This is a genomic window from Candidatus Marimicrobium litorale (genome assembly GCF_026262645.1).
Lineage (GTDB): Bacteria > Pseudomonadota > Gammaproteobacteria > Pseudomonadales > Halieaceae > Marimicrobium > Marimicrobium litorale.
In genome coordinates this window covers 662668-682644 of sequence record NZ_SHNO01000001.1, presented here as the reverse complement: position 1 = coordinate 682644, position 19977 = coordinate 662668, and the positions used below count along the sequence as shown (strand labels likewise).

Here is a 19977-nt window from a genome sequence, read left to right as displayed (position 1 = left end):
GATTAGGCAGGCGGTGTCTAGCCACCGAAGTCATCGAGCATAATATTCTCAGGCTCAACACCCAGATCGGTCAGCATCTGGATGACCGCCGAATTCATCATGGGTGGACCACACATATAATATTCGCAGTCCTCAGGGGCGGGGTGATCCTTGAGGTACTCCTCGTACAATACATTGTGAATGAAACCCGTCATGCCATCCCAGTCATCTTCCGGCTGCGGATCCGATAAAGCGACATGCCAGTCAAAATTGTCATTTTCGGCGGCGAGTTGATCGTAATCTTCGGTGTAGAACATTTCGCGCAGCGACCGGGCACCGTACCAGAAAGAAATTTTGCGGGTGCTGTGCAATCGCTTCAGCTGGTCGAAAATGTGAGAGCGCATAGGCGCCATGCCAGCACCACCGCCAATGAAGACCATCTCTGCATCGGTTTTCTTGGCAAAAAATTCACCGAAGGGGCCGTAGACGTTCACCTTATCGCCGGGCTTGAGATTGAATGCCCAGGAAGACATGACGCCAGGAGGAATGCCCTGGCTGCCAGGCGGGGGGGTAGCGACCCGAATATTGAACTTGACGACGCCCTTTTCCTCCGGGTAATTGGCCATAGAGTAAGCACGAATTACATCTTCCTTCACAATCGACTCATGCTTGAAAAATTCAAAGCGCTCCCAGTCTCCCCGGTACTCCTCCTCGATATCGAAGTCGGAAAACTTGACATGGTGCGGCGGACACTCCAGCTGCACATAACCACCCGCGCGGAAGTCTACGCTCTCTCCGTCGGGTAATCGCAACGTGAGCTCCTTGATGAAGGTAGCGACGTTGGGATTGGATTCCACCGTGCATTCCCACTGTTTGACGCCGAATACTTCCTCGGGAACCTGAATTTCCATGTCCTGCTTCACCGCAGTCTGACAGCTGAGGCGCCACCCTTCCTGTGCCTCGCGTTTACTGAAGTGACCCTCTTCGGTAGGCAGCATGGAGCCGCCACCATCAGAAATAATGCATTTACACTGGGCGCAGGTGCCACCGCCGCCGCAGGCGGAGGGAAGAAACAATTGGGCTTCTGACAGTGTCTGCAGTAACTTTCCTCCAGCAGGCACGGTAATCGCCCTTTCTCCGTTAATCAGAATGCTGACATCGCCGCTGCTTACAAGGTAGGACCGTGCCATCAAGATAATTGCCACCAGCAAAAGAACCATACCGGTGAACATAGCGACGCCAAATACGATGGTTATATCCATAACAACTCTATCCCGCTTGGGGTACCTCTAGATGTCAATGCCACCGAACGACATAAAGCCCAGTGACATGAGCCCGACAATAATGAACGTGATGCCGAGACCCTGCAGACCTTCAGGCACATCCGAATACTTCAACTTTTCGCGAATACCTGCGAGTGCGACAATAGCCAACGTCCAACCCACACCAGACCCAGCCCCGAACACCACGCTTTCAGCAAAACTGTAATCTCGCTCCACCATGAACAGGGACGCGCCCAGAATGGCGCAATTCACCGTGATCAAGGGCAAAAATACGCCCAACGCGTTGTAAAGTGCGGGCACAAACTTGTCGAGGAACATTTCCAGTATTTGCACAATCGCCGCTATAACGCCGATGTAGGATAAGAGACCGAGAAAGCTGAGATCCATGTCTGGCAGGCCGGCCCACGCCAGTGCACCGTCGGACAGTAAATAGTTGTATATCAGATTATTGACCGGGACGGTGATGGTCAGCACCACGATAACGGCGATGCCAAGACCGAGCGCAGCCTGAATTTTCTTGGAAATAGCCAGAAAAGTGCACATTCCTAGAAAGAAGGCTAGCGCCATATTTTCGATGAATATGGCCCGTACAAAAAGACTAAGTAGCGCCTCCATCTACGCGCCCTCTCTAACGACGGTGTGCTTAGCCATTTTAAACTCGGGCTCCTCAACTTGCTCCTTACGAAAACTACGCAAGCCCCAGATGAACAGACCAATCAGAAAAAAAGCACTGGGTGGGAGCAGCATCAAGCCATTGGGGACATACCAACCCCCGTCAGTCACGAGCGGCAGAATCTCCACACCAAGCAGCTTGCCGGCACCGAGCAGCTCACGAATGACAGCGACAACGATCAATACCACGCTGTATCCGAGGCCATTCCCGATACCGTCTATGAAACTGGGCAGTGGCGGATTCTTCATGGCAAAGGCTTCGGCACGGCCCATGACGATACAGTTAGTAATGATCAGGCCAACGAAGACAGACAACTGCTTACTGATGCCATAGGCATACGCTTTGAGAAACTGATCCACCACGATCACTAGAGAAGCAATAATGACCATCTGCACGATAATGCGGATGCTGCCTGGAATGTAATCTCGAATGAGGGAAACGCCAAGATTTGAGAATGCACAAACAAACGTGAGTGCCACACACATGACCAGGGTGACTTGCAGCGAGGACGTCACCGCAAGCGCCGAACAGATACCCAGTATCTGCAGGGCGATAGGGTTATTCTTGAAAATAGGCGAAGTTAGCGTTTCTTTAACAGAGTCCACGATCAGGCTTCCCCGGATGTAAGATTATTCAGAAATGGCTCAAAACCGTTCTCGCCAAGCCAGAATTGAACCAGATTGGTCACGCCTCTCGCCGTCAGGGTCGCACCCGCAAGCCCATCTATTTCATAGGCAGCATCAACGTCCGAGGGGTTTACCGTTCCTTTTATCAAGGCAATTGCGACGTTATCATCGCGGTACACTTTCTTTCCCGGCCAGGACGCTTTCCACTGTGGGTTATCGACCTCACCGCCCAGCCCTGGCGTCTCACCGTGCTCGTAAAAACCAAGCCCCGCAACCGTATTGGCATCGGCCTCAAGAGCGATAAATCCGTAGAGTGTCGACCACAGACCGTATCCCCTTATAGGCAAAATAATTTTCTCGATGTCGCCCGATGAGTTCTCGACTAAATAAACCGCCGCGTAATGCTCCAGCCGGGAAATCTTGGCAACGTCCTCCTCGGCATCCAGCGGGTCGGACTCGGCGGGATCTTTCGACGCCCGACGCTGATCATAATCCTTGACGGACACGGCGTCGGTAAACCTGCCTGTTCTGAGATCAACAATGCGGGTCGTTACCTTGGCGAACTGCTCCTCAACACTGGCACCCTCTTCCCACAGTCCGGCAGCTGCAAGGATGTTTCGCTTTTTGTCGATGTCCTTGTTGATCTCCTGCTTCGGCTTCAACACCACAGCGGCCGTCGAGACGATCACTGAACACACCAGACACAGCAAAAAAGCGACCACTAGGGTTTTGCCTATCGTATCGTTACTGGACACGCGCCAACCTCCGCTTAATGTTTGCCTGAACCACAAAGTGGTCTATCAACGGCGCGAACAAGTTGGCAAACAAAATGGCCAGCATGATGCCCTCCGGGAAGGCTGGATTAACCACTCTGATCAGCACCGCCATGACGCCAATCAAAAGGCCAAAAAACCACTTACCTGCGTTTGTCATTGATGAGGATACGGGGTCGGTCGCCATGAATACCATGCCGAAGGCAAAACCGCCCGTCACCAAGTGCCAGTACCAGGGCATAGCAAACGCAGGGTTTGATGACTCCACCGTGTTAAGCAGTGAAGAGAGAATGACCATGCCGAGAAACACGCCGCTGATGATCCGCCAGGAAGCCACACGTGTCAGCAACAGCAAGATGCCACCGATAAAGATCGCCAGGGTAGAGGTCTCACCGATAGACCCGGGCACCGCACCCACAAACGCTTCGGTCCAGGTCCATTGCTCTCTCAGGGCCGCCATACCCTCTGATGCGACCACTGACAGCGCGGTCGCGCCCGTATAGCCGTCGACAGCTACCCACACAGCATCACCGGACAATTGCGCTGGGTACGCAAAATAAAGGAACGCACGACCCGTCAACGCCGGGTTGAGGAAGTTCTTGCCGGTGCCCCCGAATATTTCCTTTCCTATCACTACCCCGAAGCTGATACCGAGGGCAACCTGCCATAACGGAATGTCCGGCGGGCAGGTCAGCGCAAACAGGATAGAGGTAACGAAAAACCCCTCGTTAACCTCATGACCGCGTTTAGATGCGAACAAAATTTCCCAAGAAATCCCCACCAGGAAAGTGACCATGTAAATTGGCAGAAAAAACACCGCACCGTACCACAGGCAGTGCCAGATGTTGCTGCCATCATAGCCTCCGAACAGGCTGATCAGCCATCCCCGCCAGCCCGCTACCGCATAATCGGCAGGCATGACGTCCGTCGCCTGGAACCCGAGGTTATACATACCGTAAAACATTGCCGGGAAGGCCGCCAACCAGACAGTGATCATAATGCGCTTGAGATCTATCCCGTCACGGACATGAGCAGTCGCGTGAGTAACCGATGCTGGCGCATACAAAAAGGTATCGAATACCTCGTATACGGCAAACAGCTTCTGGAAACGACCACCCTCGAGAAAATGAGGTTCGATATCGTCTAAAATTTTTCGCAGACTCACGCCTTACCCCTCCTTCTCGATACGGGTGAGGTTATCCCTGAGTATCGGGCCATATTCATACTTCCCCGCGCAAACATAGGTACAGAGCGCGAGATCTTCTTCTTCCAATTCGAGGCAACCCAGCGCCTGCGCCATCTCGGTGTCACCCACGATCAGGGCGCGTAATAACTGGGTAGGCAGCACATCGAGGGGCATAACCGTCTCATAGCTGCCGACCGGCACCATGGCGCGCTCGCTACCATTGGTGTTGGTTGTCATTGGCAGGGGCTTGCCCCCGAAAAAGCTGCTGAAGTAGATGCCAAGGTTGGAGTGCTTCTTGAAACCGGGCGAAAGCCACCCCATGAATTCACGGTCGCGACCTTCGCGCAACACCGACACCTGATAGTGGTGTCGCCCCAGATAGGCCGTGCCACCCTTGACCGCCCGCCCGCCCAGCACGGAGCCCGATATTACTCGGTTCTCGCCGTTTTTCAGCTGACCGGCACACAAGGCCTGTAAATCTGCGCCAAGTCGGGTGCGCAGCAACCGGGGTGCTTCCACTTGAGGTCCGGCGAGGGCAACAATACGGTCGCTGTAAAGACGCCCGTCGAGAAACAGCCTGCCAGTCGCAATAACGTCCTGATACCCCATGGTCCAAGCGGTTCTCGTCGCGCTGACCCCTTTGAGGAAGTGAATATGGGTGCCCGCCAATCCAGCAGGATGAGGACCACTGAATTCAGCCACTTCGATATTGCCAGCACTGCCGCGTGGCACTTGCGCACCGGGCCCAACACAGAGGTAAAGCGTGCCACTGGTCAGCTTGGCGAGAAGATCGAGACCCAGAGCGAATGCATCCGCCTGTTCACTGATAATAACCTCGGGGTTCGGTGCCAGCGGCTGGGTGTCAATGGCAGTGACGAAAATAGCCTGAGTGTCGGAGGCCGGATCCGGTACCTTGCTAAATGGCCGCGTGCGCAGTGCTGTCCACTGACCACTGGCCACCATTTGCTCTCTTATAACCTCCGCACTGGGGAGATCACCGACAGAACAGGTTTGAAATGATTCGGCTTCGTCGCCTTCGACATCGATAACGACAGATTGCAAAACACGCCGTTCACCGCGATTGATGGCGGAAACGACCCCCGCTGCTGGAGCCGTATAACGCACTCCCGGCGTCTTTTTGTCGGTAAAGAGCAACTGTCCCAGCTTGACGCGCTCGCCTTCACGCACCGCCATGGTCGGCTTCATCCCTACATAATCAAATCCCACCAGTCCCGCTGCCCGAACCCGGGGAGCGTCTTCAATCAGCTGCCGGGGAGCACCCTCAATAGGAATGTCCAAGCCCCGCTTGATCTTGATCATAGGGTCTGCCTACAGAACCGTTATTGACATATGTGTGAACTGAAAAATGCCTAGAAAACAATCAGATAATCGCGTACGCCAACCCGCTCCAACCACCTGCCTCAGCGCGGACTTTGTTTCTAGGATTCACGCCGCGCGCATTATAACGGAATGCCTCGGCAAAAAACCAGCGTCAGGGGTGAAGTAGTCTGATTTTTAACAGTTTTATCGGTGGCAAACCGCGCTGCAACGTAAAGCTGCAGCCAGCGCGTCAAACCTCTTCCGGATATACGGAATAGTTCATTCCCGCCATCTGCTCCAGAATCCGGTGCACCTGGCAGCTGTAGCCGAACTCATTGTCGTACCAGAGGTACATGACTACCTGCTTTCCGTTGGCGATCGTGGCCCGGGCATCAAAAATGCAGGCGTGTCGAGAGCCGACAAAATCACTGGAGACCACCTCAGGAGACGCGGAAAAATCAATCTGCTTACGCAGTGATGAATGCAGGGCCTGAGCGCGCATGAATTCGTTGACCTCCTCGGCAGTCGTTTCACGATCCAGCGTGAGGTTCAATATCGCCATGGAGACATTCGGCGTGGGGACCCGGATAGCATTCCCTGTCAGCTTACCATTCAGCTGGGGCAACACTTTGCCCACCGCCTTGGCCGCTCCGGTCTCTGTAATCACCATGTTAAGTGGTGCTGATCGACCGCGGCGAGACGCCTTGTGGTAATTATCTATGAGATTTTGGTCATTGGTGTATGCGTGCACTGTTTCGACGTGACCGGCCGCGATACCGAATTCGTCATCCATCGCTTTCAGAGGCGGCGCTATCGCATTCGTGGTACAAGACGCCGCGGAAATAATCTTATCCGACGCTTCGATAATATCGTTGTTAATGCCGGCGACAATGTTTTTCAGGTTCCCTTTTCCCGGCGCCGTCAGGATTACCTTACCCGCCCCTTTACTTTTGAGGTGTCGGGACAGGCCCGCCTCATCACGCCAAACGCCGGTATTATCGATAATGATCGCATTATCGATGCCGTATTTTGTGTAATCTATTTCGTCAGGGGCATCGGCGTAGATGACCTTGATCTCGTTGCCGTTTGCCACAAATGACTGGCGCTCTTCATCCATGCGGATGGTGCCCTCAAAAGCGCCATGCACGGAATCACGCCGCAAGCCACTGGCGCGCTTTTCGATGTCATTAGGCGCCTGACCCTTGCGCACCACAATCGCACGCAAACGCAATCCATCACCTCCGTTGGTCTTGTCGATCAGGATGCGGGCCATGAGTCGGCCTATACGACCAAAACCATACAGCACTACATCCTGCGGCTGGTCGAGAGGCTTGCCCCGCGAGCCCAGCAGTGACGCCAGTTCGCGATTGAGATATTGCTCCAGTGACAATTCAGATTTACTGTCTTCCTCGACAGCAAAACCAACGGCTAGGCGACCCACGTCGATATGAGCCGGACCGAGGTCCATCTGGCTCAGGCGATTAAACACAGGGAAGGTCTCCTTCTCAGACAATTCATTGCCCTCGACCTGGCGCACATAGCGATGAGCCTTCATGATCTCATACACTGAGCGGTTCACCAGCGGCCGGCCGTACATGTAGCACTTGACGTTTTTTTCGCGAGACAGCCGGCCGACGAGGGGTATCATTCCCTCCGCCAGGGCCTCGCGTTGCTTCCAATCCTGGAAATAGTCATCAGGACGTGCTCTTTTACGTGTTGTGGCCATCAGATACCTATGCGTGGGAACCGTTTTATAGATCGCCGCGTATTATCGTCTGATGCCAATTACCGTGCAAGCCGGTATCAGTCAAATTTACGCTCTGTTCGGGCATGCCAGCACCTAATTCGCTATACTCGGGCCGCGCTGACGCTACCTATAACCCATACAGTGACGCTCCCACCATGTTCAGCACATTGCTTGACAATACACCCTGGCCCAGCCAGGCAGGGTCGCGTACGGCACTCGGACCATTTTACGGCTCGGCGGATGCTCGCTGCATCGCCGAAATGGCCTCTCCCGATCACCTGCTGGTTGTGGTCACCGCCGGGACCAGCGCCTGCCTCGCACTGGAGCGGGAGTTAACTTTTTTCCTCGATGCACCCTGTGAGATTGCGGTCTTCCCCGACTGGGAAACTCTCCCCTACGATAATTTTTCGCCCCATCAAGACATTATTTCAGAGCGCCTGAATACGCTCTATCGCCTGCCGGGCATGAGCAGCGGAATATTGCTGGCACCGGTACCCACGCTGATGCATCGGCTAGCGCCTACGGAGTACGTGGCGGGCTCGAGCCTTGTGTTGCAGACAGGCCAGGCCATGGATGTAGAGCGCTTCCGGGACAACCTGCTGCGCAACGGCTACATCAATGTTGAAACCGTTTTCGAACATGGAGAGTTCGCGCTGCGCGGTTCTCTGATCGACATATACCCAATGGGCAGCGCACTGCCCTTTAGAATCGATTTACTGGACAGCGAGATCGACTCAATCAGGACATTTGATCCGGAGAACCAAAGAACCGTAGAACAAGTTGCCAATATTAACCTGCTCCCGGCGCGGGAATACCCGCTGGACCCTGGAGCTGTGAATCGATTTCAGATGAAGTGGTATGACAGCTTTGAAGTAGACCACGACCAATGCCCAACCTATTGTGAGGTGAGCGCCGGCCGAAGCCCGGGCGGCTGTGAGTACTTTCTGCCACTCTTTTTTGACGAGTGCGCTACCCTGTTTGACTACCTGCCAGCCGATAGCGCAATCATCACCACCGGAGACCACCACGGCGCTGCAGAAAGCTTCTGGGGTGAAGTCAACATCCGCCACAAGGAGTATGGCATTGATCCCCGGCACCCCCTGTTGCCACCCGACCGCTGCTTTTTGCCGGTAGACGAGTTCTATCGGGCCCTAAAGGATTTTGCAGTGCTGGAGCTGCGCCACAACCCCGATGCCACGGTACACAGGGAGACCGGTATTCTGCCACCCCCCGACCTCGCAGGCAGTGACCGGGGCGGCTCTGTCAAACAACTCGCTACTTTCCTCGAGAGCCAGCAAGCGCCGGTATTGCTATGCGCCGAATCAGCAGGACGCCGAGAAATTCTTCTGGAATCCCTGCACGCGGAACAACTGAATCCACCAGAGGTGGCAAACTGGTTCGATTTCATCGCCTCAAAACTTCCCTTCGCAATCGCCACAGCACCCATTGATCGCGGCCTGTACAGCGGACCGGATGCGCCCTCGCTAATCTGTGAATCCCAGCTATTTGGGCGAAGAGTCGCCCAGCGAAGGCGACGTAGCCGAGGAGATGACACTACCCCTGCCTCTCCCTTCAAGGAACTCAACGAGCTCCGTGAGGGCGTGCCCGTGGTGCATCTTGAGCACGGCGTAGGCCGCTATCTTGGACTGCAAACGTTAGAGGTGGACACGCAAGTCACCGAGTTCCTCACCCTCGAGTATGACCAAGGCGCGCGACTTTACGTGCCCGTTTCCTCCCTACATCTGGTTAGCCGCTATGCCGGCAGTGACCCGGACCACGCGCCTCTCCACAGATTGGGTTCAGAACAATGGGAAAAAGCCCGTCGCAAAGCCAGTGCAAAGGCCAGCGACGTGGCGTCACAGCTGCTGGAAGTCTACGCAAGACGTGAATCTCGAGAGGGGTATTCCTTCGAGGTACGGGGGCAGGAATACGCGCAGTTCAGTGCCGGATTTCCGTTTGAGGAAACACCCGACCAGGAAAATACGATCGCCGCCGTTATCAAGGATATGGCCAGCAACGGCGTTATGGACCGACTGGTTTGTGGTGATGTGGGTTTCGGCAAAACGGAGGTGGCCTTGAGAGCCGCCTTCATCGCCACCAGTAATGGCAAACAGGTTGCGATGTTGGTTCCCACCACACTGCTCGCCCAGCAGCATTTCGGTTCATTCAATGACCGCTTTGCCGGCTGGCCAATCTCCGTTGAAGTAATTTCACGGTTCAAATCAGCGAGTGAGCTCCGCACCGTGACGGCAAGAGCCGCCGCGGGAGAAATCGATATCCTGATTGGCACGCACAAATTACTGCAGAGCGACTTTCACTTTCACGACCTGGGGCTCCTGATCATAGATGAGGAGCACCGATTTGGCGTCAAGCAAAAAGAAATCATCAAGGCGATGCGATCAGAGGTCGACATCCTCACATTGACCGCCACCCCAATCCCAAGGACCTTGAATATGGCACTGGGTGGCCTGCGTGACCTCTCAATCATTGCCACGCCACCGGCTAGAAGACTCTCAATAAAGACCTTCGTCAGAGAGCACAATGTCGCACTCATCAAGGAAGCGGTACTGCGGGAGACGCTCAGGGGTGGACAGGTCTATTTTCTCCACAACGAAGTGAAAACTATTGAAGAAACGGCACGGAAACTGCGCGAATTACTGCCGGACATCAACATTGCGGTCGCACATGGCCAGATGCGCGAGTCCCAACTTGAGCAGGTCATGTCCAGCTTCTACCACCGGCAGCAGCACGTGCTCCTGTGTACGACGATTATCGAAACCGGCATCGATATTCCCAACGCCAATACGATCATTATCGAGCGTGCGGACAAGTTCGGCCTTGCACAATTGCACCAGTTGCGCGGCCGCGTTGGGCGGTCCCATCACCAGGCCTATGCCTACCTTCTCACCCCTCCCCGCTCGGGCATAACACGGGATGCACAAAAGCGACTGGAGGCAATCGAGGCTGCAGGCGATCTCGGTGCAGGCTATCTACTGGCAACCCACGACCTTGAAATTCGTGGCGCGGGAGAGTTACTTGGAGACGAGCAGAGCGGGCAGATTCACAGCGTCGGCTTTTCCATGTATATGGATATGTTGGAGCGAGCGGTAGATTCACTGAGGCGAGGAGACATACCGGATGCAGACGCACCACTCGATCAGGGTACCGAGGTAAAACTGCATGCCCCTGCGCTGATCCCCGAAGATTACCTGCCGGATGTAAACAGTCGCCTCATATTGTATAAGCGCATTGCCGCCGCTGCGGATGATAGTACGCTCCGTAGTCTGCAGGTAGAAATGATAGATCGTTTTGGCTTGCTACCCGGGCAGGTCAAAAATTTGTTTCTGGTGTCGCACCTGCGCATCCGAGCCCAGGCACTCGGCATACGTACTATCGAAGCCGGATTGGAGGGTGGTAGTATCGATTTCAAAGAAACAACACCGGTTCATCCATTGAGCCTGGTCAAGCTGGTCCAGTCAGATCCTCGGGCATTCAAACTCGCAGGAGAAACGCGACTGAGATTTGAAAAGGAACTCTCCGATATCACAGCACGACACGACTACATGGAACAACTAATGGATATCTTCTGTGCCGATCTGAATGAGAAAAACAATGGTTAAAACATTTGCTGCTCTACTTTCCCTCCTGCTCGGCGGCCTCTTGTTGCTGCCTGCGCTGGCTGCCCATGCCGAAAATGACAAATGGTATCGTGTCGAGATCCTGGTTTTCGACAATCCGGCCGGCGCCAACGCGGAGGAATGGGAAGCACTGCCGACACTCGCCTACCCTGACAAAACAACCTACCTGATAGAGCCCGATCACCCCCTCGCCCGGCCATCTGGCAAACCATCGGCAGCCGAACAACCCCACAGTCGGATCGCACCGTCTGCAACGGTGCCAACATCCTTGTCTGCGATGCCATTTTCAACGCTGCCCTCAAGCCAACGAGAGTTTAACAGCGAGGCAGCGCGATTGGCCCGCGAGGAGCGCCACGACGTCCTCTTCCATCAAGCCTGGTTAATGCCTATAGGGCCGCAATCAAGGGCGATACCTATCGTACTGGACACGTCGGGAGATGACGCATACTGGACCCGGCTGCAGGGCACCGTGACGTTGTATGTGTCGCGCTACCTGTACCTGAAAACCGATCTCTGGCTGAACACATCGGGCGACTACCTTGACAGCGACTGGCGCATGCCCGCGCCGCCACTGGGCCCTGTCACCTCCAGCGCGGATCTCACTAGGGCACCTGACCCTCTTGCCGGAGGAATAGCCTTTAGCAATTCGCTCGACAGTCCCACCACGACAACGAATGCAACCACGTCGTTAGCTGCCCCAGCGCAACCACTTGATGACTGGAAGGACAATGATAGATCACAGGCCGTGTACCCGGACGTCCTGCAAGAACCGGTTTACCCTTTCCGTCATGCGGTCACCCTGCGGCAGATCCGCCGTATGCGAAGCACGGAAATCAATTACATCGACCACCCAATGGTCGGGTTGGTCATCAAGGTCACGCCGTTGCCCGGCACGTCGCGGTAACGCAGCAAACTCACACCCCGCCTCAGGTTATGCTCGCCCCCGCAGGAAGCTTTGCAACAGTGATGCAACGACTTGCGCCTCGCGCTGTAAAATCTCGCGCATCGATGTGAGCGTAAGGGGCATATCACCGAGGCCCGCTGCCGCGTTAACCACCATACATACCGCTGCGTATGGAATATTCAACTCTCTTGCCAGTGCTGCCTCGGGCATCCCGGTCATGCCCACCACATCGCAACCATCACGCGCCATGCGCTGCACCTCCGCAGCCGACTCCAGCCGAGGACCCTGTGTTACGCCATGCACGCCACGAGGTTCGAGTCCAATACCCGCCGCAGCGGCAGCACCGAGCAGGTCATCACGCAATGCAGAGTCGTAGGGTTCAGTAAAGTCGATGTGTAACAGATGGCCGTCCTGCCCCTCGTCAAAGGTATGCTCTCTGCCCCAGGTGTAGTCGATCACCTGGTCAGGCAGCAACAGTCGGCCTGTTTTCATCGATGCAGAAATACCCCCAACTGCATTAATCGCCACAATGGCGTCGATATCAAACGATTGCAGCGCCCACAGGTTTGCCCGGTAATTGATGCTGTGCGGCGGAATCGCCGCGGGACTGCCATGCCGCTGTAGAAAATAGATTTTTGTCCCGTCCAGCAGGCCCTCCTGTATCGGTCGCGAAGGCGCTCCGTAGGGGGTATTCACCGGGTGCTCTGCTATCCGCTCAAAACCGTCAAGCTCTGCCACCCCGGTACCACCGATGATCGCGATCGACGGCATGTTAACTGGGCCCCCACACCGGTCGCCCGATCATGAGTGTGGCTGGAGAGCCGATTAGCAAGAGCGCTTGCTGTGCATTCGGACAAACCAGATGAAGTGGCTGCGCGACACCGTCAGCGAATAACTCAGATGGACTATTACAGTGTGTCAGACGTGTTATTTTTGGCAAAATGTTTCCTGTTGTTTAGACAATTTATTCATGTGCGAATCATGGGACCGCCCCCTTCGGATATATACATTCGAAATAGGATTTAAGTCAACTCTGCAAATTCAGTGCAAGCAGCTGATCTTGTTTGAAAAGAAATGATAGACAAGGAAAAAGCCTTGTTACGGGGCTGGGCATGACGGATCTGCCGCGCGGTGGACAGAACGCCGCAGCGTGATATGTTGAATGAACACGCATTGATACACCCCGAGGGGTATCCGAATGAAAATGCTGAGCCCTGTCCCCGGCACCTGGTACAAGGATTTACAAACAAACGAGTTGTTTGAAGTCATCGATTGGGACCCAGATCAGTTAACCATCGAGACTCAGTATCTCGACGGTGAAGTATCCGAATACGATCTGGATGCCTGGCGGGAAATGCGACTGGAGCAGGCAGAGGCACCTGAGGACTGGCGAGCCGCTTTCGAGTTGGATGATCACGACACACGCGACCCCGATGCACCGCTGCAACCCGAGGAGTGGTGTAGCCCGATCAACTCCATCGAGACCGACGTTATGTATGGCGTTGAAGACATCTGAACGAGCAGCCAGCGCCTTGAGGCGGAGAATTCGCTGTGTGCACCCTACCGACCCATGGAGATCCTCTGCGGACACAGGCTGACGCTGCGCCATCGGGCTTGCATCCCACCGCAAACTGTATATACTTACAATACTGTATAAATAAACAGAGCAGCGGCCATGGAAAAACTCACCCAGCGGCAACAGCAGGTTCTCGATCTCATTCGACAATACATTGACGATACCGGTTACCCGCCAACGCGAGCGAATATTGCAGAGCATCTTGGCTTCAAATCTGCCAATGCTGCCGAAGAACACCTCAAAGCACTGGCCCGCAAAGGGGCTATCGAGATGATTGCTGGGACGTCGCGAGGCATTCGTCTGCCCGCCTCATCGGGGCTTCCCATAATAGGCCGTGTTGCAGCGGGCAATCCTATCCTGGCCGAGGCGCATATCGAAGACTACTGTGCGTTGCCCGCCAGCTTCTTCAAACCCTCGGCAGACTATTTCCTGACGGTTCACGGTGACAGCATGATCGATGTCGGGATTTTCGACGGCGACCTGCTCGCTGTCCACAGCACCCCTGTCGCTGCCAATGGCGACATCGTCGTCGCTCGCATCGATGACGAAGTGACTGTAAAACGCCTTAAGAAGACGAACAAGCGGCATATCCTTCTCCTACTGCCGGAAAACGAGGATTACAGCCCGATCAAAGTAGATTTGAAGGCACAGGATTTCGCTATTGAAGGTTTGAGCGTGGGTGTTTTACGGCGGAATTAAATAGCGACCAAGCTGAAGCTACGCGGTGTCAGCGCTGTTCTGATGCAGCAAACTAGTGAAGTACTGGCGGCGCCTCTGCAGTCACTTCGACTCCATCAACCATTTCGGAGGCTTCAGCGGCAGCCTGCACGCCCGCCTGGATCATCGCTTTAGCGACCTCCAGCGTATTGTCCATCATATAGGCTTGGCTCTCCTGCGAGAAACAAATCCTCACCAGTGGATTATCTTCATCATCGCTGCGCTGCAGGACAAATTCACCGTCTCCGCAATCAACTATTTCCAATAGGGACGTAGCCACAAATGGCCTCCTGTGGTTGCTGTGTTTCCTATTCTAGCAGCATGTGCCGCGGCCAACCAACACTGTCCCGTATCCACTGGCCAGGACTTGAACCATGTCTCAATACTTCAGGTTTTTTTCTTCTTTCTGGCACTGCCGCTGCTCTTTTTACTGACTTCCTCTTCCCACTTCCCAGCGCGATACCAAGCCTTCCACCCTGTTGCCTTATCGCCTTTTTCCGTCATGACATACTGCTCCTTGGTCTTGCGACTGAAGCGTACCTGCGCCGGATTGCCGTCATCGTCCTCAACCGGCGCACTGAAAAGAAACGCGTACTTGGGGTCGATTTCGCTCTGGTGCGGCAACAGCTCTTTGACCAGCGGCGCCCGGGTCTCTCGATTTCTTGGAAACTGGCTCGCAGCAAGAAACAGGCCCGAAGCCCCGTCACGCAAGATGTAGTGATCCTCCACTTTGCGACATTCTAGCTCCGGCATGGGAACCGGGTCCATCTTGGGCGGAGCCGCCTCCCCGTTGCGCAATAATTTTCGCGTATTTTTGCAGCTTTCCGACATACAACCGAAATATTTGCCGAAGCGACCGTTCTTCAGCTGCATCTCGGTGCCACATTTGTCACAGTCCAGCGTGGGGCCTTCGTAACCCTTGATCTTGAATTTACCGGGCTCTATCTCGAAGCCAGAACAATCTGGATTATTGCCACACACATGCAATTTGCGGGTCTCGTCTATCAGATAGCTGTCCATGGCCGTGTTACACAGAGGGCATCGGTGTTTGCTGCGTAACAGGCGCGATTCAGCTTCATCATCCGCGTCCTCTTGCACCGCCTCATCACCAGACGTGAGGTTGAGCGTTGTTTTACAGCGCTCCTTAGGCGGCAGAGCATACCCTGAGCATCCCAAAAATACGCCTGTGCCCGCGGTTCGAATCTGCATCGGTCGCTGGCAGCTAGCACACGCAATATCCGTCATGGTGGGCTCATTGGGCTGCATTCCGTCCGGCTCGCCCTGTTCAGCCTGTCCTAACAGATCACTGAACTCGGCGTAAAAGTCATCTAGCAATTTGTGCCACTCAAGCGAACCCTGTGCCACCTCGTCGAGGTGCTCTTCCATTGAAGCGGTAAAACCGTAATCCAGCAGCTCGGAAAAACTACCCTGAAGACGCTGCGTCACAATATCGCCGATTTTCTCTGCGTAGAAACGCTTATTCTCCAGTCGGACATAACCACGATCCTGAATGGTCGAAATAATGGATGCATAGGTCGAGGGCCGGCCAATACCGCGCTTCTCCAGCTCGCTCACCAGCTTGGCTTCGCCGTATCTAGGCGTGGGCTTGGTGAAGTGCTGGGTGGGATCAAGCGCCTGTACGGTAAGCACTTGCCCCTCCGACAGATCCGGCAGAACAACATCTTCTTTACGACCCGCAGGCGGCTGGACGCGAGTAAACCCGTCAAAGCGAATAATACGGCCTTTCACATTGAGGAGGTAATCTCCCGAGCCGGCAGTAATCGTTGTCGATGTGTATTGCGCATCAGGCATCTGGCACGCGACAAACTGGCGCCAGATCAGCTCATACAGTCGCTCTGCATCGCGCTCCATGCCTTTCAGCGACGTCTGAAGCACGTTGACACTAGAGGGACGGATCGCCTCATGGGCCTCCTGTGCGTCGTCTTTTGAGGCATAGAGTCGCGGCTCGGCCGGGAGATAATCCGCGGAGAAATTTTTACCGATATAAGCCCGGCATGCCGCGACCGCATCCGCACTCAAATTGGTGGAGTCTGTGCGCATGTAGGTGATATAGCCTGCCTCATACAGTCGTTGGGCAAGAATCATGGTCTTCTTAACACTAAAGCCGAGGCGCGTGCTGGCGCCCTGCTGCAGCGTAGAGGTGATATAGGGCGCAGTCGGTCGTGAGCGTGTCGGCTTGTCCTCGCGCTTGACCACAGACATCGGCAGCGCCTCAAGCTCCGCTACGGCCGCTTGCGTCTCTGCTCCATTGTCAGGTCGAAATTCTTCTCCCTTGTGCTTGCGCACCTGGAACCGGACGGTCTCATCTTGCCCGGTAGCGATGTCCGCATGGATTTCCCAGAATTCCTCAGGCACAAAAGCGCGTATTTCCCGCTCACGTTCCACGATGAGCCGAACAGCAACAGACTGCACACGTCCCGCTGACAGTCCCCGCGCCACCTTGGACCACAATAGTGGCGAGACCATAAAACCGACGACACGATCGAGAAAACGGCGCGCCTGCTGTGCGCGCACACGGTCCATGTCGATTTCAGACGGATGCTTAAAGGCCTCGGTTATTGCCTTTTCCGTGATCTCATTGAAAACAACCCGCTGATAACGTGAGGTGTCACCGCCGATGGACTCCCTCAGATGCCAGGCAATCGCTTCACCCTCACGGTCAAGGTCTGTTGCGAGGAAGATAGCGTCAGATTTCGCCGCAAGTTTGGTCAGTTCGTTAACGACTTTTTCCTTGCCGGGTAATACCTGGTAATTCGCTTTCCACCCCTTGTCGGGATCTATCCCCATGCGACGAATCAGCTGTTGCCGCGCATTTTTCTTCTTGAATGCGGCCTTTTGCTTGGGAGCCATCTTGCGTGTGCGGGCCGCCTGCTCGGCGCGCTTCTTCGGATCAACCTGCTTGGTGTTGCTGCCAGACGTAGGCAAATCGCGAATATGACCAACACTGGATTTGACCACGAAATCGGGCCCCAGATACTTGTTGATAGTCTTGGCCTTGGCCGGCGACTCGACAATAACGAGTGATTTACCCATAAGTTCCCTGAAGTAAGACCGCTGCCACAACAACCAGTCGTTGGCCAGTCGGAAAAAAAAAGCATATATAAGGCGCAATTCGGCCGGGGTCAAGGAAAATGCGTTTTATTCCTCGACCAGCGTCACGCTCCACTGCTCCAAAAACGCGACGATTTGGTCGATTGCGTCCTCCCCTGCCGACTCCGTCCAGTAAATGCCACAGCTGAACTCATCGGCTCCGACAGCCAACACCTCAACCACCAGGTGATCGAGCGCGTCCGGGGCTGCACGTCGCGAACCCACTGACTGCCATCCCTGAGCAGAGGACAGCCATGCGCATGCATCAGAGGGTTTGCCTCTGGCGGGCCGCAACCGCTTACCGTAATAAATTACGGGGGCGGACGGGCGCGGTGCAAGGGCAGCGCCGGGAACGTCGCGAAACTCCACGAACAAGCCGCTGAGGGCTGCGTACTCTCTCAATCGCGCTGTTCTACGCTGGCTTTTGCTGGGCAGGAAATGTGACAGAGGTGCCAGAGCCAGCGCAACCACAAACAGGATAAGTAGGTAGGTCACAAAGAGAAGTCCTGATACATATCAATCACTCATAAAAATTTATAGACGCCGCATTGAATGCACGTGTCCGGGTCATATTCTATGCTATAAAGGAGTCGAACTCACAACCGGGGCGGAGTCCTGTCATGTCCAAGTACACCAAAATTCTGGTGGCGATTGATCTCAGTGAAGATTCCACTGTGGTCATGGAGCGCGCTCGCGCCATCGCTGATATCGAAGGCGCGGAGCTGCATTTGCTTCACGTTATCGAGCCGTTGAGTTTCGCATATGGCGGCGATATCCCTATGGACTTTTCCAGCATCCAGGAAGAAATCCAGCAGCAGGCGACACAACAGATGGAGAAACTCGTTGAACGCTACAGCATTGACTCGGGAAATCAACATATCTTGCTGGGGAAGCCGGAAGTGGAAATACACGCCAAAGCCGAAGAGCTCCAGTCCCAGCTCATCGTCGTAGGTAGCCACGGCCGCTATGGTCTTGCCCTGCTAATGGGTTCTACTGCCAACGGCGTGCTGCATGGCGCGAGCTGCGACGTCCTGGCAGTGAGAGTCGGAAAGTAATCAACAAGTACTCATCGCAAGCACTCACGGGGTAAATTTTCTCAACAGTGCTTTTTCGTCCGCAGGAAACCCTGCAGCGATACCGCTGCAAACGGCCAGCTCAGTTCATCGCCATCGGCATGACGCAATACCGGTATCGACAGGCCATAGCGCTCAAACAAGGCATCGGACTCGGCAATATCGACTACCTCCAGAGCGATCCCACCAACCGATGGCGACACCTCGGCGACGACGGCGGCCGCCAACTCGCACAAGTGGCAGCCACTGGTACTGAACAGTGTAAGACGTTGCATTACTCCTCACCGTGCTTTGCGCTATAGCCCGAGCTATGACACCATGTTTAGATTATCGCAGGGTGATTTGAGACCCTGTGTAACCTGACATTAAGATTGCTAGTCAGGTACAATAATATGAACTAGCTATCGCGACCACCCCTCGATACTGAACACCATTGAGCGTGCGCTCGGAGTAAATTAGTGGCTCTATTCTCCCAACCGACCGCCAGAGCACTGGCCATACTGGATTTGCTGATGGCCAATCCACAGCAGGCCTTTGGATTGACCGAGATGACGAGGCGGCTCAATCTTAACAAGGCCACCTGTCATGCTATCCTCACCACCATGGCCAATTACGGGTTTCTGGTCCAGCACCCAAAAACCAAGGCCTATCGCCTTGGACCCTCTATTATCGCTGCCGGAAACGCAGCCTTCGCACAGTTCCCGGTTCTTGAATACGCTCGCCCCGAGCTGGAAGCGCTGCAAAATGACCTCGATATCGGATTCGCAGTCACCGGTCGATCCAAGTTGCATCAGGTCTTGCTGGCCCTGTATGGCCACGCCACACCACTCATAGATTCCTTCCAGCTGGGATTGCGCCTACCCAATACCGCACCGGTTGCAGCCTGTTTCACCGCTTTCTCAGACGCCAAGTATCTTGAAGCCTGGCTCACCCGCGCCCATGAATCACGAGGCGATTTTGATGAAAAGCTGGACAAGAAACTGCGAGTGTCGCTGATTGCCATCCGCGCGAGGGGGTACGAAGTAAGCCTGAAAACCCACGCTGAGGCAGCATTGCGGGAGGAACTTGGAAGAATCCATAATTCCTGGAGTCTGACTGAGCTCGAGGATGCGGCCAATCGTTATCAACACGACCTCTGCGATGAGCACTTTCATCTGGATCGGGTGGACCCGAAGGGTCGCTATAACGTGAGCACAATCACGGTGCCCGTGTTCCTGAATAACAAGCTTCCCGTGATGTGCTTTGTCGCGGGGTCCTTCGACAAGCCCATCAGCGGCAATCAGGTAGAGGAAATTGCCGCGCGCATCAAGGCCTCCGCAGACCGTATTACGACCCTGGCCAGTGGCCATGAAGATATCAGCTAGCGTCAGC

18 protein-coding genes are annotated in these 19977 nt (G+C 54.8%); 6 read left to right on the top strand and 12 right to left on the bottom strand.

Features of this window, described 5'->3' with window-relative positions; all coding sequences use genetic code 11:
* Positions 1-17 precede the first annotated feature (17 nt).
* From nqrF to EYC82_RS03095, 7 genes are all read right to left on the bottom strand, one after another.
* On the bottom strand, positions 18-1241 hold the full coding sequence (gene nqrF, locus EYC82_RS03125; RefSeq protein ID WP_279248093.1) for an NADH:ubiquinone reductase (Na(+)-transporting) subunit F: 1224 nt from the start codon (positions 1239-1241) through the stop codon (positions 18-20).
* Between the two features lie 27 nt (positions 1242-1268).
* Positions 1269-1877 (bottom strand): NADH:ubiquinone reductase (Na(+)-transporting) subunit E, encoded by a 609-nt coding sequence (nqrE, locus tag EYC82_RS03120; RefSeq protein WP_279248092.1) that lies wholly within the window; start codon positions 1875-1877, stop codon positions 1269-1271.
* Positions 1878-2540 (bottom strand): NADH:ubiquinone reductase (Na(+)-transporting) subunit D, encoded by a 663-nt coding sequence (locus tag EYC82_RS03115; RefSeq protein WP_279248091.1) that lies wholly within the window; start codon positions 2538-2540, stop codon positions 1878-1880. It lies immediately after the preceding gene.
* 2 nt (positions 2541-2542) lie between these two features.
* Positions 2543-3316, bottom strand: a complete 774-nt coding sequence (locus EYC82_RS03110) for a Na(+)-translocating NADH-quinone reductase subunit C (protein ID WP_279248090.1) — start codon at positions 3314-3316, stop codon at positions 2543-2545.
* Positions 3306-4499, bottom strand: a complete 1194-nt coding sequence (locus EYC82_RS03105) for an NADH:ubiquinone reductase (Na(+)-transporting) subunit B (protein ID WP_279248089.1) — start codon at positions 4497-4499, stop codon at positions 3306-3308. The genes EYC82_RS03110 and EYC82_RS03105 overlap by 11 nt, the downstream gene beginning before the upstream one ends.
* A 3-nt stretch (positions 4500-4502) precedes the next feature.
* A complete protein-coding gene (locus EYC82_RS03100; protein WP_279248088.1) occupies positions 4503-5840 on the bottom strand; it encodes a Na(+)-translocating NADH-quinone reductase subunit A in 1338 nt (445 codons plus the stop codon).
* A 250-nt stretch (positions 5841-6090) separates the two neighbouring features.
* Positions 6091-7566 (bottom strand): glyceraldehyde-3-phosphate dehydrogenase, encoded by a 1476-nt coding sequence (locus EYC82_RS03095; protein WP_279248087.1) that lies wholly within the window; start codon positions 7564-7566, stop codon positions 6091-6093.
* A 176-nt stretch (positions 7567-7742) separates the two neighbouring features.
* Here EYC82_RS03095 and mfd point away from each other — a divergent pair, with 176 nt between their 5' ends.
* Positions 7743-11207, top strand: coding sequence for a transcription-repair coupling factor (gene mfd, locus EYC82_RS03090; RefSeq protein ID WP_279250644.1), 3465 nt, complete (start codon positions 7743-7745; stop codon positions 11205-11207).
* The gene (locus EYC82_RS03085) at positions 11200-12129 is read left to right on the top strand and encodes a CsiV family protein (RefSeq protein ID WP_279248086.1); all 930 of its coding nucleotides are present in this window, start codon (positions 11200-11202) and stop codon (positions 12127-12129) included. The genes mfd and EYC82_RS03085 overlap by 8 nt, the downstream gene beginning before the upstream one ends.
* Before the next feature lie 27 nt (positions 12130-12156).
* On the opposite strand, the gene EYC82_RS03080 is transcribed toward EYC82_RS03085, so the two are convergent.
* Positions 12157-12900: an S-methyl-5'-thioinosine phosphorylase gene (locus EYC82_RS03080; protein WP_279248085.1), complete on the bottom strand. Its 744-nt coding sequence runs from the start codon at positions 12898-12900 to the stop codon at positions 12157-12159.
* Positions 12901-13327: 427 nt separating this feature from the next.
* Between EYC82_RS03080 and EYC82_RS03075 the strand changes: the two genes are divergently transcribed.
* Together EYC82_RS03075 and lexA are read left to right on the top strand one after the other, a co-directional pair.
* Positions 13328-13645: a DUF6763 family protein gene (locus EYC82_RS03075; RefSeq protein ID WP_279248084.1), complete on the top strand. Its 318-nt coding sequence runs from the start codon at positions 13328-13330 to the stop codon at positions 13643-13645.
* 159 nt (positions 13646-13804) lie between these two features.
* Positions 13805-14404 (top strand): transcriptional repressor LexA, encoded by a 600-nt coding sequence (gene lexA, locus EYC82_RS03070; RefSeq protein ID WP_279248083.1) that lies wholly within the window; start codon positions 13805-13807, stop codon positions 14402-14404.
* Positions 14405-14456: 52 nt separating this feature from the next.
* Here the strand turns inward: lexA and EYC82_RS03065 are convergent, their stop codons facing one another.
* The 3 genes from EYC82_RS03065 to EYC82_RS03055 all read right to left on the bottom strand — a co-directional run bounded on the left by EYC82_RS03065 (position 14457) and on the right by EYC82_RS03055 (position 18028).
* The gene (locus EYC82_RS03065) at positions 14457-14702 is read right to left on the bottom strand and encodes a hypothetical protein (RefSeq protein WP_279248082.1); all 246 of its coding nucleotides are present in this window, start codon (positions 14700-14702) and stop codon (positions 14457-14459) included.
* A 107-nt stretch (positions 14703-14809) separates the two neighbouring features.
* Positions 14810-17476, bottom strand: coding sequence for a type I DNA topoisomerase (gene topA / locus EYC82_RS03060; protein ID WP_279250643.1), 2667 nt, complete (start codon positions 17474-17476; stop codon positions 14810-14812).
* A 105-nt stretch (positions 17477-17581) separates the two neighbouring features.
* Positions 17582-18028 (bottom strand): hypothetical protein, encoded by a 447-nt coding sequence (locus EYC82_RS03055; protein ID WP_279248081.1) that lies wholly within the window; start codon positions 18026-18028, stop codon positions 17582-17584.
* A 125-nt stretch (positions 18029-18153) separates the two neighbouring features.
* Here EYC82_RS03055 and EYC82_RS03050 point away from each other — a divergent pair, with 125 nt between their 5' ends.
* Entirely contained in the window at positions 18154-18588 is a 435-nt protein-coding gene (locus tag EYC82_RS03050; RefSeq protein ID WP_279248080.1) for a universal stress protein, read from the top strand.
* 41 nt (positions 18589-18629) lie between these two features.
* On the opposite strand, the gene EYC82_RS03045 is transcribed toward EYC82_RS03050, so the two are convergent.
* On the bottom strand, positions 18630-18881 hold the full coding sequence (locus EYC82_RS03045; protein ID WP_279248079.1) for a glutaredoxin family protein: 252 nt from the start codon (positions 18879-18881) through the stop codon (positions 18630-18632).
* A 183-nt stretch (positions 18882-19064) separates the two neighbouring features.
* Here EYC82_RS03045 and EYC82_RS03040 point away from each other — a divergent pair, with 183 nt between their 5' ends.
* Positions 19065-19970 carry an IclR family transcriptional regulator gene (locus tag EYC82_RS03040; protein WP_279248078.1) on the top strand — a complete coding sequence of 302 codons (906 nt, stop codon included), beginning with the start codon at positions 19065-19067 and terminating at the stop codon, positions 19968-19970.
* Positions 19971-19977: the final 7 nt, after the last annotated feature.